This is a genomic window from Ruegeria sp. CH6 (assembly GCF_056537005.1).
Map to the genome: position 1 here is coordinate 52,961 of NZ_JBQFQS010000002.1, position 12,842 is coordinate 65,802.

13 protein-coding genes and 1 riboswitch are annotated in these 12,842 nt (G+C 59.6%); of the genes, 1 reads left to right on the forward strand and 12 read right to left on the reverse strand.

All coding sequences use genetic code 11. The features are described 5' to 3' along the window. Window positions 1–3 precede the first annotated feature (3 nt). The 7 genes from ACR0CW_RS04525 to cbiE all read right to left on the reverse strand — a co-directional run bounded on the left by ACR0CW_RS04525 (window position 4) and on the right by cbiE (window position 5,586). The gene (locus ACR0CW_RS04525; protein WP_155151693.1) at window positions 4–174 is read right to left on the reverse strand and encodes a CbtB domain-containing protein; all 171 of its coding nucleotides are present in this window, start codon (window positions 172–174) and stop codon (window positions 4–6) included. 36 nt (window positions 175–210) lie between these two features. After that, window positions 211–417, reverse strand: a riboswitch (cobalamin riboswitch). Window positions 418–460: 43 nt separating this feature from the next. After that, a complete protein-coding gene (gene cobF, locus ACR0CW_RS04530; RefSeq protein WP_480786963.1) occupies window positions 461–1,204 on the reverse strand; it encodes a precorrin-6A synthase (deacetylating) in 744 nt (247 codons plus the stop codon). After that, window positions 1,197–1,925 carry a uroporphyrinogen-III C-methyltransferase gene (gene cobA / locus ACR0CW_RS04535; protein ID WP_480739859.1) on the reverse strand — a complete coding sequence of 243 codons (729 nt, stop codon included), beginning with the start codon at window positions 1,923–1,925 and terminating at the stop codon, window positions 1,197–1,199. Before cobA ends, cobF begins: the two co-directional genes overlap by 8 nt. Beyond that, window positions 1,922–3,244, reverse strand: coding sequence for a cobyrinic acid a,c-diamide synthase CobB (locus ACR0CW_RS04540; RefSeq protein ID WP_480787451.1), 1,323 nt, complete (start codon window positions 3,242–3,244; stop codon window positions 1,922–1,924). The genes cobA and ACR0CW_RS04540 overlap by 4 nt, the downstream gene beginning before the upstream one ends. After that, entirely contained in the window at window positions 3,231–4,025 is a 795-nt protein-coding gene (gene cobM, locus ACR0CW_RS04545; protein WP_480786964.1) for a precorrin-4 C(11)-methyltransferase, read from the reverse strand. The genes ACR0CW_RS04540 and cobM overlap by 14 nt, the downstream gene beginning before the upstream one ends. Next, a complete protein-coding gene (locus tag ACR0CW_RS04550; protein ID WP_170335348.1) occupies window positions 4,022–4,390 on the reverse strand; it encodes a cobalamin biosynthesis protein in 369 nt (122 codons plus the stop codon). The genes cobM and ACR0CW_RS04550 overlap by 4 nt, the downstream gene beginning before the upstream one ends. Beyond that, entirely contained in the window at window positions 4,387–5,586 is a 1,200-nt protein-coding gene (cbiE, locus tag ACR0CW_RS04555; RefSeq protein ID WP_480786965.1) for a precorrin-6y C5,15-methyltransferase (decarboxylating) subunit CbiE, read from the reverse strand. Before cbiE ends, ACR0CW_RS04550 begins: the two co-directional genes overlap by 4 nt. Here cbiE and ACR0CW_RS04560 point away from each other — a divergent pair. Further along, window positions 5,585–6,334, forward strand: coding sequence for a cobalt-precorrin-6A reductase (locus ACR0CW_RS04560; RefSeq protein WP_480786966.1), 750 nt, complete (start codon window positions 5,585–5,587; stop codon window positions 6,332–6,334). The two genes, cbiE and ACR0CW_RS04560, sit on opposite strands and share 2 nt — an antisense overlap. On the opposite strand, the gene cobJ is transcribed toward ACR0CW_RS04560, so the two are convergent. Genes cobJ through cobN form a run of 5 tightly spaced genes read right to left on the reverse strand, consistent with a single transcriptional unit; the run spans window position 6,307 to window position 12,839 of the window. Continuing rightward, window positions 6,307–7,059, reverse strand: a complete 753-nt coding sequence (gene cobJ / locus ACR0CW_RS04565) for a precorrin-3B C(17)-methyltransferase (protein WP_480786967.1) — start codon at window positions 7,057–7,059, stop codon at window positions 6,307–6,309. The genes ACR0CW_RS04560 and cobJ overlap by 28 nt on opposite strands. Beyond that, window positions 7,056–7,784 (reverse strand): precorrin-2 C(20)-methyltransferase, encoded by a 729-nt coding sequence (locus ACR0CW_RS04570; protein ID WP_480786968.1) that lies wholly within the window; start codon window positions 7,782–7,784, stop codon window positions 7,056–7,058. Before ACR0CW_RS04570 ends, cobJ begins: the two co-directional genes overlap by 4 nt. After that, a complete protein-coding gene (locus ACR0CW_RS04575; RefSeq protein WP_170335258.1) occupies window positions 7,781–8,410 on the reverse strand; it encodes a precorrin-8X methylmutase in 630 nt (209 codons plus the stop codon). The genes ACR0CW_RS04570 and ACR0CW_RS04575 overlap by 4 nt, the downstream gene beginning before the upstream one ends. Then, on the reverse strand, window positions 8,410–9,549 hold the full coding sequence (gene cobG / locus ACR0CW_RS04580; RefSeq protein WP_480786969.1) for a precorrin-3B synthase: 1,140 nt from the start codon (window positions 9,547–9,549) through the stop codon (window positions 8,410–8,412). The genes ACR0CW_RS04575 and cobG overlap by 1 nt, the downstream gene beginning before the upstream one ends. Next, window positions 9,546–12,839 carry a cobaltochelatase subunit CobN gene (cobN, locus tag ACR0CW_RS04585; protein ID WP_480786970.1) on the reverse strand — a complete coding sequence of 1,098 codons (3,294 nt, stop codon included), beginning with the start codon at window positions 12,837–12,839 and terminating at the stop codon, window positions 9,546–9,548. The genes cobG and cobN overlap by 4 nt, the downstream gene beginning before the upstream one ends. Between the last annotated feature and the right edge of the window lie 3 nt (window positions 12,840–12,842).

The following is a 12,842-nucleotide window of genomic DNA, read 5'->3' on the forward strand; positions in this document are numbered from 1 at the left end:
TGCTTAGTGGCAGGGGAAACCGGTTGCGTGGCGCACGTCGTGTGCAGCGTCATGCAAGCCAGATGCCTGAACATGTCCGGTCAGGGTGATGATTCCCAGGCCCAGAACCACTGCGAACATTACCGGCAGAAAGCCTGTCTTTGCAGCAGATGCTGTTTGAGTTTGTGTCGTCATTTCTTGTCCTCCAGTGCCGTCGCACCCGACGGCTGGTGTTTCTATGTTCGCCTGGCAGGTCTCCTGGCTCGCGGGTCGGTGCCTCTGTTCGCCTTCCCCCCGAAATCGGGAGTGGCTGGTTGAACAGGGGCTCACCGCTTACAGTCGCGGGGGCGGCTTTGGCTTTGACCTCAGACGAAGTCGCACCACATTCCCTCTTAGCATCCGGATTTCTCCGGCAGGACCAGACCCGATCATTTAGCCGCGATGCGCAGGTTTGCGCAATCGCCATTTGCGACGTTTTCGGTCAAATCACGCGCTTTTTCAGAACGTAGATGTCCATGATCCAGCCATGATCAGCCCTTGCCTGTGCACGAGTTGAGAGAACCTCATCACAAACTTCAAACAAGGTTCCGTTGATCAGGATTTCTTCTTCCATACCGACGTAAGCGCCCCACCAGATGTCATAATTTGCCATATCAAGGCTCTGGAACGAACATTCGCCGTCCAGCATCACTGCGACGGTTGAAGCAGCCTCAGGCCAACCCTCGTCCCGGATACGGCGACCGGTTGTAACGACATAAGGTGCGCCGATATCGTTGATCGGAATCCCATGTGCTGCGGTCAGGGCCTGCAGGGCGGTGATACCGGGAATCACCCGTTTGATCGGTTGCGGTGAGAGACGCGCAGCGATTCGCAGCGAGCTGTCATAAAGTGAGGGATCGCCCCAGATTAGTAGGGCCACGTATTGTGCATCAGGATGGGATGCGATCGCTTCCTGCCAGCGCAGTGCTATTGCATCATGCCATTCATCCACCCCACGTAGATAGCCATCATCGGCCCTACGCGTGGGGATGTCGAAATAGGCGATTTGCGGAGCCGCTTCAGTGACTTGAGAAATGATCTTCTCACGTACGCCGGCAAGATCTGCCTTGTTCTCACCCTTGCGCGGGATCAGGATCAGATCAGCTGCACGAATAGCCTCGGCACCCTGAAATGTCACGTGATCCGGATTGCCTGTACCGATCCCTATCAGGCTCAGTTCATACATTATCGAACTCCGCCAGCGGTCCATAGAGTATCAGTGCCGGGGCTGTTCCGATTTCAGACTGCAGCCGTTCCGACAACGCTCCGATGGTCGAGCGGTGCAGCGACTGATCGGGTGTCGAGACAGATTCTGCCATCAGCGCGGGCGTGTCCAAAGGCAGACCATGTGCTTGCAGCGCCTCAACAAGTAGCGGGAAAGTGCGTTTGCCCATGAAAACAACTGTGGTCGCCCCCGAATCCGCCAACGCCGGCAGGTTCAAATCTTCGGGCAGTTTGCCGCTGACATCGTGGCCGGTGACAAATTGTACACGGCGAGCTGTCAGGCGGCGGGTCAGCGGAATGCCTGCGGCTGCCGCGGCGGCGACGGCAGATGGAATTCCGGGGATGATTTCATACTCGATCCCCGCTGCCTTCAGCGCGACCAGTTCTTCTTCAAGCCGACCGAACATACCTCCGTCACCTGATTTCAGGCGAACGACATGGGCACCGGTTTGTGCATAGTCGACCAGCAGACGGCTCACATGATCCTGCTTGGGTGAGGGGCGACCAGCACGCTTTCCTACACCCACCAAATCTGCGTCCTCGCGGGCGTGGGTAAGAATAGGTCCGCTACTGAGATCGTCGAACAAAACCGCATCGGCCTTTTGCATCCGGTCAACGGCCTTGAGCGTCAGTAGTTCCGGATCTCCGGGGCCTGAGCCAATGAACGAAACGAAACCGCTCATGCTGAGGCCTCTGCGATCAGATGAAAGAATGTGCCGGTGACGTTGCCCCGAACTGATCCTGTCTGTGGTCCTTCCGCACCTTCTGCGTCAAAGACTCGCGCAAGAGGAGCATCGGGCTGTTCGACAATAGACGAATAATGGAACTCGTGCCCGCGAAGCGCTGTACCAACCGAGAAACCGGGCATCTTTGCCAACAACTCGGCTTTGCGATAGCCGAGGTTGAACTTGCGCTTCTCATAAGAGGTCACAAGACCGAGCAATCCCGCCATTTTGTGTGGCGTACCTTCCTTGTCGATCAGCACGTCGCCCAAAGCCATGTATCCACCGCATTCACCATGCACTGGACGGGTTTCCGCGTGCTTGCGTAGACCAGTCTGGAAAGTGTCAGCGACTGCCAGAGTGCCGGCATGCAACTCAGGATAACCTCCTGGAAGCCAGACAAGATCTGCATCGTCGGCAGGCGCTTCATTGGCCAACGGCGAGAATGGCAGGATTTCAGCACCCGCTGCGCGCCAACCTTTGAGAAGGTGCGGATAGGTAAAGGAAAATGCTTCGTCCCTGGCCAGCGCAATCCTTTGGGCTGGGGGGCGCGGCAGCGCGGTCGACGATGGCCCATTGGGGCCTGAGGAGGCAGCCTCCTTGATCGCATCAAGATCCACATGTTCACGCAGAAAGGCCGCGTATCCGGCAATCGCGCTTTCCAGATCAGGGTGCTCGACCGCTTGTATCAATCCAAGGTGCCGCTCTGGCAAAGTCAGATCACCCCGACGCGGCAACACACCCAACACCGGCAGACCCGCACGCTCCATACCCAGACGTGTCAGGCGTTCATGCCGCGGGCTCGCGCAACGGTTTAGGATCACCCCGGCGAAGGGCAGATCCGGATTGTACATCCGAAATCCTAGCGCCGTAGCGGCAGCCGATTGCGCCTGTCCGCCTACGTCCAGCACCAAAACCACGGGCCATCCCATCCGCAGGGCTGTTTCGGCGCTGGATCCGTGGCCCAGTTCTCCGGGCTTGGCGACCCCATCAAACAGTCCCATGGAACCTTCGGCCACGACAATATCTGCGCCCTCTGACTGCGCCGAGATCGCGTTAAGCAAAGGCTCACCCATCGCCCAGCTATCCAGGTTGAACGAGTCCCGGCCAGCCGCCGCCCTGTGAAAAGCGGGATCGATGTAATCCGGGCCGCTTTTGAACGGTTGAACCGTCAGTCCATCTTCGGCCAGAGCGCGCAAAAGACCCAGCATCACTGTGGTTTTTCCGGTGCCCGAGGATGGTGCCGAAATCAGAATTCCGGGAGGATTAGTCATCACCATGGCTCCAGCTCGACCACGGGCTTTCCGCGCTCTGAGGACGATAGCGTCGGTCATAGGTTTTGGAATACAAGCAGCTTTCGTCAAAACCTTCACCGGCCAGTGCTGGACCTACCATGATCAATGCTGTGCGAGAGATGCTCTCGTCCAGCGCATCTTTCAGGGTCGCTAGGGTGGCGCGGATAATCTGCTCATCCGGCCAACTGGCGCGATAGACAACAGCCACCGGACAGTCAGCGCCATAGGCAGGCACCAAATCTGAAATCACCTTGTCCAGATTGCCGATCGACAGGTGAATGGCCAATGTTGCGCCAGTGCGGGCAAAGTTCTCTAGCGTTTCGCCCTCGGGCATCGACGAAGCACGCCCAGGAGTGCGGGTCAGGACGACAGATTGAGCAAGCCCGGGAAGGGTCAGCTCGGTTCCAAGTGCTGCGGCAGCGGCGGCAAAAGATGGCACGCCTGGCGTTACGCTAACCGGAATGCCTTCGGCCTTGAGCCGACGGATCTGTTCACCCATGGCCGACCAGACCGATAGGTCGCCTGAATGCAACCTCGCCACGTCCTGTCCGTCTTCGTGAGCTGCTTTGATTTCGGCTACGATCTGATCCAGATCCATTGGCGCGGTGTTCACGATCTTTGCACCTTCTGGGCAATGGCCCAGAATTTCCTCTGGCACCAATGAGCCCGCATAAAGGCATACTGGGCAGGATGCGATGATATCGCGTCCGCGCAGGGTCAGCAGGTCGGCGGCACCTGGTCCGGCGCCGATGAAATAAACGGTCATATCTGTCCTCCGATAGCGATCGCGCATGTCGCAAGGCGATCGTCCGAAATCTGTCTGGGTGAGAGTAGCCGCGCACCGGGTCCGGCTGCGGCGAGAGCGGATGCTTCGGCCACGCTGCCAGTGCCATAGGTGGCACGACTGCGGTTCGAGCAGGTGAGAGTACGCTGACCCGCCAGTTCGGCAGCAGCTATGAAATGCAGGGGCAGGGCGGACGATTCTGCAAAGGCAGTCAGTGCTTCGTGCCCCTCTTTGTCCGCGACTGTTGCGAGAGCTTCCACAGCATGATCGGCAGTAGCGAGATTGAATGCCGTCTGCAGGCTCTCTGCGGTGGCGTTTGAGGAAAACCCAAGTCCTGCGACGATCATAACGTCATGCTCCACTGCACAACCGGGTAGGCTGATTTCCAACCACGCCGGAGGCCAAGCGCTGACGCCTGCGCCAGTTCGATGCGCAGCAATTCACCGCCAAGCTTGTCGTGCCACTTGGCCAGCAAAGCTTCGCTTTCCAGTGTAACCGCATTGGCGACCAGCCGTGTGCCTATAGAGAGGTTGGACTGCAACCAAACCAGCAGCTCTTCGCTGAGACCGCCGCCGATGAAAACGACATTGGGCAGCGGCAGCCCTGACAGTCCGTCCGGTGCAGTACCATGCACGACGTTGAGACGATCCTGACCCAACGTATCGGCATTTCTGCGAATGCGTTCGGCGCGGTCTTCGCGCGGTTCAATCGAAGTTGCGGTCAGGGTAGGGTCGCACATCAGCCATTCGATGCTGATTGATCCGGTACCGCCCCCGATATCCCAAAGATGCTCGCCTCGCTGTGGAGCCAAAGCCGAAAGGGTCAGGGCGCGTATTGGACGTTTGGTGATCTGACCGTCGGTTTCAAAGATTTCATCCGGCTTTCCTGAAGCCTTGGGGAAGGCACGGCCGGTGCCTGCAACTTCAAGGCCAACGCAGACGGGATGTTCAAACGATCCGAGCAGTGCTTCGGTCAACGAAATACTCTGAGAGCGTTCGCGTGGCCCGCCAAGCGCTTCCATTACGTGAAGCGAAGTATCGGCAAATCCGGTTTCGTTCAGATATGTTGCAAGCTCGGCAACAGCAGCCCCGTTGCGAAGCAAAATAATCGCACGCAGACCGGGGGCCAGATGGGGTCGCAAACGAGTCAGAGGGGCGGCATGCAATCCAAATGTTAGCGTGCCTTCCAGAGGCCAGCCAAGCCGCGCGGCGGCCAGTGAAAAGGTCGATTGACCAGGAAGTGCCGTCCATTCACCCGGCTCGAAATGGCGCGCAATGACTGAGCCCGCACCAAACCAGAACGGATCACCCGATGCCAGAACGACCGTTCTGCGCCCTTTCTGTTTGCTCAGTAATGGCAGGCCGTCAGAAAACGGAACCGGCCATTCGATGCGCTCAGCATTTGATTCAGGGATCAATGATAGATGCCGGGGTGGGCCCATGATGACTTCGGCGCGTTCTAGCACTTGACGGCTTGCGGGCGACAGGCCATCCAGTCCATCTTCACCCAACCCCAGAACGGTCAGCCACGGAGTATCAGTCATGTCCCACCTCCTGATCCTTGGTGGCACCACCGAGGCCAATGCGTTGTCCAAGGCGGTGGCTGAAAAAGGTATCACAGCAACCTATTCTTATGCGGGCAGGGTAGACAATCCGCGTCCGCAACCCCTGCCGGTTCGCGTTGGTGGATTTGGCGGTGCCGAGGGGTTGGTGCGCTATATACGTGATCATGGGATCAGCCATGTCGTTGACGCGACGCATCCCTTTGCAGCCCAGATGAGCCACAACGCCTATAGGGCCTGCAGTGACGCTGGTGTGAGCCTGGCCGCCCTGACGCGTGCAGCCTGGGTTGAGCAGGAGGGGGACCAATGGCAGCGCGTTGCCAGTGTTGATGCTGCAGTCGCTGCACTGAACGGAGCTGCCAAGCGCGTGTTTTTGGCTGTTGGTCGCATGCACCTTGAGGGCTTTGCCGCCCAACCTCAGCATCATTACCTGCTGCGGTTGGTTGATGAACCGAATGAATTGCCGCTGCCGAATTGCGAGGTTGTGGTGTCGCGTGGACCGTTTTCGCTGGACGATGACCTTGCGCTGATGAAGCGTCACGGAACTGAGCTGGTTGTGTCCAAGAACGCAGGCGGCACCGGTGCGCGCGCCAAGCTGGAAGCCGCGCGAGCGCTGGGCGTGCCGGTGCTTATGATCGACCGTCCCGCCTTGCCGCAGAGGACGGAATTGTCGAGTGTCGCTCAGGTTCTGGACTGGTTGTCTCATTCCGGGGTGAACCTCGGGGTGTAGACGATCGGGGTGCCATCTCTTTCGATGACACGGGTGCGGGAGGAACCGACAATCACAACGGTCTGCATGTCAGCCATGTCAGGTGTTGCGTCGGCCAATGTCGATATTCGGATTGCCTCATCGGCGCGAGAGACGGCGCGCGCAAACAGGATCAGCCGCTCCGGCTCGCATTCTTCACGCAGGATTTCCAGTGTTTTTACAAAGCCCTCTGGGCGGGACTTCGAGCGCGGGTTGTAGAATGCCATCGAGAAATCGGCCTGCGCTGCAAGGCGCAGACGCTTTTCGATCAGTGACCACGGCTTGAGGTTGTCACTCAGATTGATCGCGCAGAAATCATGGCCCATCGGAGCGCCGGCCCGGGCTGAGGCCGCGAGCATCGCGGTGATGCCGGGAAGGACATCAACTTGGATGTTGCGCCATTCGTTCGGACCATTCTCCAGCGCTTCGAATACCGCCGCTGCCATCGCAAAAACACCCGGATCCCCCGATGAGACCACAACGACGCGCTTACCTTCCTCAGCCATTTGCAAAGCGTGCTGAGACCGGTCAATCTCGACCCGGTTGTCGCTTGCGTGCAGGGTTAGTCCTTCGCGTTCTGCCACACGTGCAACGTAAGGAATATAACCAACCACATCCGTAGCGTCGGCGAGAGCCGCAGAAACCTCTGGCGTCACAAGTGCCTCGTCACCCGGACCAAGGCCTGCAATCTTGACCCACCCGCTCATGGCCGTCGTCCCTGCCCATGTACGATGATGATCGAGAAATAGGGCGTGAGCCCTTCGCAATTCTCAGAAAGCTTGCAAACCCTTTGATTTGGCATCTGGGCATACTCAACGATCCAGGCACGGTCGTACAAACCAGAGGCCTGCAATGAGCGTTTGACCTTGTCGATGTTGCGGCCGATCTTCATCACCACCAGCGCGTCTGTCTGCGCCATACGACTGGTCAGCTCTTCCTCGGGCAGCGTGCCAACCAGAACGGTCAGCACATCATCTCCCCAGGTGATTGGATCTCCGGTTGCAGTCCATGCACCAGACATGCCGGTGATTGCAGGAACAACCTCGACCGGAGCTTGTTCGCGCAGACGGGAATAAAGATGCATGAACGAGCCGTAGAAGAATGGGTCGCCTTCGCACAGAACAACGACATCATCACCCTGATCAGACAGAGCTTTCAGGTGCGCAGTGCACGCTTCGTAAAACTCGGCAAGCAGTTCATTATAGCGAGGATCAGACAAAGGGATCTCGGTCGTGACCGGATATTCCATAGGAAATTCAATCGCATCGCCAGGGATCATCCCGTTTACGATATTGCGTGCCTGACCGCTGCGGCCCGGTTTGCGGAAGAACGCCACATGTTTGGCATTTCGCAACAGTCGATCGGCTCGGACACTCATCAGATCCGGATCGCCGGGGCCGAGACCCACGCCGTATATCTTGCCCACGTTCATTCGGCGCGGCTCGCGATGGCGTTGACTGCTGCAACAGTGATGGCGCTGCCTCCCAACCGGCCTTTGACGATGCACGAGGGAACAGGTTGTGCTTCCCACAGGGCGTCTTTGGATTCTACTGCGCCGACAAATCCCACCGGGCAACCGATGATGGCCGCCGGGCGAGGGCAGTCAGGGTCTTCAAGCATGTTCAGAAGATGGAACAACGCGGTTGGCGCGTTACCGATCGCGACCAGCGCACCTTCCAGTTTTGGACGCCAAAGCTCCAGCGCCGCAGCCGAGCGGGTGTTGCTCATCTCAGCAGCCAGCGGACGAACACGTTCATCATGCAGAGTGCAGACAACTTCGTTGTCAGCGGGCAGTCGGAACCGTGTCACGCCTTCGCTGACCATACGGGCGTCGCACAGGATCGGCGCGCCGTTTTCCAGCGCGGTGCGGGCAGTCGAGACGAAGTCAGGCGAAAAATGCACGAACTCTTCCAACCCGACCATGCCGGCCGCGTGGATCATGCGAACGGCAACCTGCTCCTCGTCGGCGTCAAACCGGGCCAGATCGGCTTCAGACCGGATGGTTGCAAAGCTCTCTTTGTAGATCGCCGCGCCATCGGTTTCGTATTCATAGGGCATCAGGTCAGGTCCATGGTCATAAGTGTTTCGGGGGTTAGCCCGCGCTGGATGGGCTCATCCCCCGCGCGGCCCTGTTTGACAAGATCAAATCGTCCTGCGCTACCAACCAGTGTGATATCCGCAGGTCCCATACGGGCACATCCTTTCGTGCAGCCCGAGACATGCAGGTTGCCGCTGACACGCTGCGCCAGCTCGCGTGCGATACCCCTGGTCTCAACTTCCGCCTGCGGGCAGAGTGGTGCGCCGGGGCAGGCGTCGGTAGTCATCAGCGGGTCAGTGCCGTCTGTAACGAAGTCGGGTGCAGATATCGTTGCTCCACCTTCCAGCAGGAACATCCGCCAAGGTGTAACGCGCATGGCAAGCGCACCAGATTTGCCGATCAGATCAGACAGCTGTTTCGCCGGCAATTGACCGAACGGCGCGCCATAGACGGGGCCAAGTAGATATGTGCCTGGCTCTAACGGCTCACCAATTGCGCAAGGATGATCACCAAGCCACTCAGTCGGCAGCTGCCGGGATGAGATCAGGCGTGCCATGCGGCGGGTTTCGGGAGTGAAATGCGCCGAGAACCACAAGGCGAGTTCGATCAATCGGTCTATTGCCTCAGCCTCGGTCACGGAACGGCCCGTTTCGCAACCGTCAGCGCGCAGGATCAATCCGGCCTCTCCAAGCTCCAGTCGAATATCAGCCGAATCTCCGGCCAGCTGTCGCTTGGACCCTGTATCGATGGCAAAGCCGAACTTTGCGGGCAGGGCGGAGAGTTCTCCCAGCCTTTCGATCAATTCGTGTGCCAATCGAGTGGTCAGATCTTCGGCTTGATAGAGCGGCGAGACCAGAATGTTGCGCCGCACTTCAATTCCCGGCTCAGCATCCAGCAGGTCCAGCGCTGCCAGCTCGGCCAACAGTGATCGATGATCCGCCTCAGCGACGCCCCGAAGTTGCAGGTTGGCGCGGTTAGTCAGGTCGATGGTGCCGTTGCCGAACCGCTCTGACAATTCACAAAGCCCCAGCGTCTGGGCTGCACTAAGCCGCGCCAGCCGGGGACGCACCCGCACCACCAGCCCGTCACCTGACATCATCGGTCGGTGTGCGCCGGGGCACCAACCCTGGACTACAGGTTTTGAGGAGCGGGCGCTCATCCCAGCCCCTCCAGATCAGCGCGGATTGAGTTCCGCCGTGTATTCCAAAGCCCGGCCTCCAACAACGCACGGAACCGATCCTGCATGGCTTGATGCGCCTGAGGGTTGGCCTCTTTCAGAAAGGCATCAACCTCTGCGTCGCCAAGAGTGGCGTCGTGGTACAGGTCGAACAGATGCGGCGCGACCGTGCCCGACAGATGCGCGAACGAGGCCATGTGATCCAGAGTGGCCGCAATCTCGGCAGCACCCCGGAAGCCGTGCCTTTGCATGCCTCCGATCCAGCCCGGGTTGGCCGCACGGGCATGGACCACACGGCTGATTTCCTCGGGCAGAGTACGCGCACGTGGATTTTCGGGGTTGGTATTGTCCAGATGATACAGCTGCGCGGTGCCGCCGGTGATCTTCTTGGCAGCCGCAAACCCGGCCTCATGGGTGGCATAGTCATTGGCCAACAGAAGATCGGTTTCAGTCAGGTCCTGCAGGTGGACGAAACTGTCAGCGTTGGCGACCCGCTGGGTAATTCCGTCCTTGTCCTGTGCGATATGCTCGCCTTCCAGCGCGAAGGAACTGGCATCCAGCCAGGCCTGCCCGGCCTGTTCGCGCGCCTCGTCGGTGTAGGTTTCGGATAGATGAGTCATGTTCAGGCCATAGCTGCCAGGAGCCGGGCCATAGACGCGCGCCGCTGGAACCTGCCCCGCATAGGGGTTCCAGTCGGGCGCTTCGTCACGTTCGCACAAAGCGCGAACCGCCTGACCGTAAAGTGCCGAGAGGGTTGGAAACACGTCCCGGAACAGGCCCGAAACACGCAGAGTGACATCCAAACGCGGGCGGCTGAGGTCGGTAATCGGCAGCACCTCGATGCCGGAAACCCGCTCGGATCCCTTGTCCCAAACCGGTTTCACGCCCAGCAGGTGCAGGGCCATGGCGAATTCCTCGCCAGCAGTCCGCATGGTGGCAGAACCCCACAGGTCGACGATCAACCCCTTGGGATAATCGCCTTCTTCCTGCAGATGCCGGCGCACCAGTTCCTCGGCCAGTTTCACGCCTTGGGTGTATGCGGCACGGGTCGGAACCGAACGCGGGTCAGTTGTGTATAGGTTCCGCCCAGTGGGCAGCACATCCGAGCGTCCGCGATAGGGTGAGCCCGACGGTCCGGCCTCGATTCGTTTCCCGGCCAGTGCGTCGATCAGGGCGCTGCGTTCGGCATGGGCCGAAGGCGCAGGGTCGAAATTGCCCGTCACCTCAGGCACCCGGCCAAAGATGTGCAAACCGTCGCCAAACTGGCTTTCCTTGATGTCGCAGACAAATCGGTCGATGCGGGTGATTGCCTCGGCGGTGCAGGTGGCCTGATCCAGACCAAGGTCGCGTTCGAGCCCGATGGCCTGAGCCTCGTCGCGGATATCTTCCTGCAAGCGGTCTCGGCGTTTAGGGTCAAGCCCGTCTGCGTTCGAGAACTCATCCAGCAGCGATTCAAGCCGAACCATCCGATCCGGCGTGCCGCTTTCCTTCATTGGGGGCGGGATATGGCCCAGCGTGACCGCCCCGATGCGGCGCTTGGCCTGCGCGGCCTCGCCGGGGTCATTGACGATGAAGGGATAGATCACCGGAAGATCGCGGATCAGAACTTCTGGCCAGCACTCGTCGGAAAGGGCGACCGACTTGCCTGGCAGCCATTCCAGCGTGCCGTGTGCGCCGATATGGATCAGCGCATCGGCACCAAGGCTTTTGCGTAGCCACAGATAGAACGCGACGTAGCTGTGGCGCGGGGTGCGCGACAGGTCATGGTAGTCGTCATCGCGCAATTCAGGCGTGCCGCGTTCAGGCTGAAGCGCGACCAGCGCTTTGCCCCGGCGCACGGCAGTGAAGTGAAACGCGCCATCGGTGAATACCGGGTCATCTTCAGGGTTGCCCCAGACGGTTTTCAGATCTGAACGTAATCGCTCTGGCAATTGGGCAAGCGCGGTTCGGTAATCCTGCAGCGGCCACGATATGCGGGCGTCCAGCAGAGTTTCGGCAATCGGCTCTGCGGGTGCAGTGTCATAGCCTTCACCCTGCAAATCGGACAACATCGCCTCGGCCGAGGCCAGTGCATCAAGGCCCACCGCATGGGCCATCTGCCAGTCCTTACCGGGATATGTGGACAGCACCAGAGCAGGCACCTGATCTGCTTTGGGACGGTCGTTCAGATTTAGCCAACCGGTCACACGGTCGATGATTGCTTCGATCCGTTCAGGTTCAGCCCGGTGGGCAAAGCGAGAATACTCAAGGTGCGGGTCGCGTTTGCCGGGCTCTTTGAAAGAAGCGATACCTGCCGAGATGCGCCCATCCACTTCGGGCAAAACCACATGCATGGCGAGGTCGGCGGGCGAAAGGCCGCGTTCCGCCTCAGCCCATGCTTTGCGGCGCGAGGTCGCCAGAGCAACCTGAAACACTGGCACATTAGCAGCGTCCAAGGGGGATGTCCCCGACGTGCCTTTGCCCGAGAACGAGGTAGCATTGATGATTGCGGATGGGTTCAGGGCAACAACCTGTTCGCGCAGCCAATCGGCGGCTGCGGGCGCTTTCAAAGATGGCGCGAACAGCCCAATCGCGTCCAGACCACGGTCTCGTAGGCTGCGGATCAAAGCTGCGACCGGCGCGGTGTCCGCCGAGGTCAGATAGGCCCGATAGAAGCTCACTAGGATGCGTTTCGCGTCGCCCGAGAAGGCCTTGTCTACCGGGATAACGCCACGATCGGGGCACCAAGCTCCGGATTCTGGCAGGGTTTTTGCACCCATCACCGGCCCGGCATAAAGCCCCGCGGCCAGAGCCATCTGAGCCAAGGCAGCTTGCGCGGCCACTTCTCCACCGGTGTCACAGAGATGCGCGAGCCGTCTCAGGGTTGAGACGGGCAGGGTGGAATAGTCATCCAGCCGCGTATCCTCGCGCCCGTCGGCAGGCAGAACCGCCAGCGCGATACCTTTGGTCTGTGCCAAAGCCAAAACCTGCTGCAGACCGTAGGACCAGTAGGGCACACCACCGATCAGGCGGATCAGAATACCCTTGGCCCCCTCAAGTGTCTGTTCGACATAGGTGTCGACGGACAGAGGGTGCTTCAACGCCGTCAGATTGGCCAGCCGCATCGACGGCATACGCCCTTCGGCCCCGCCACCGCGATGCCAGCCCGCCGCAAAAGCGCCAAGGTCGCTGTCCGAAAAGGACAGCACCACCAGATCCGCTGGGCTCTGGCCCAGATCGGTTGGGGTTTCAGTTTCTTCTAACCCGTGGCTTTCGCGGAAGACGACATGCATGGC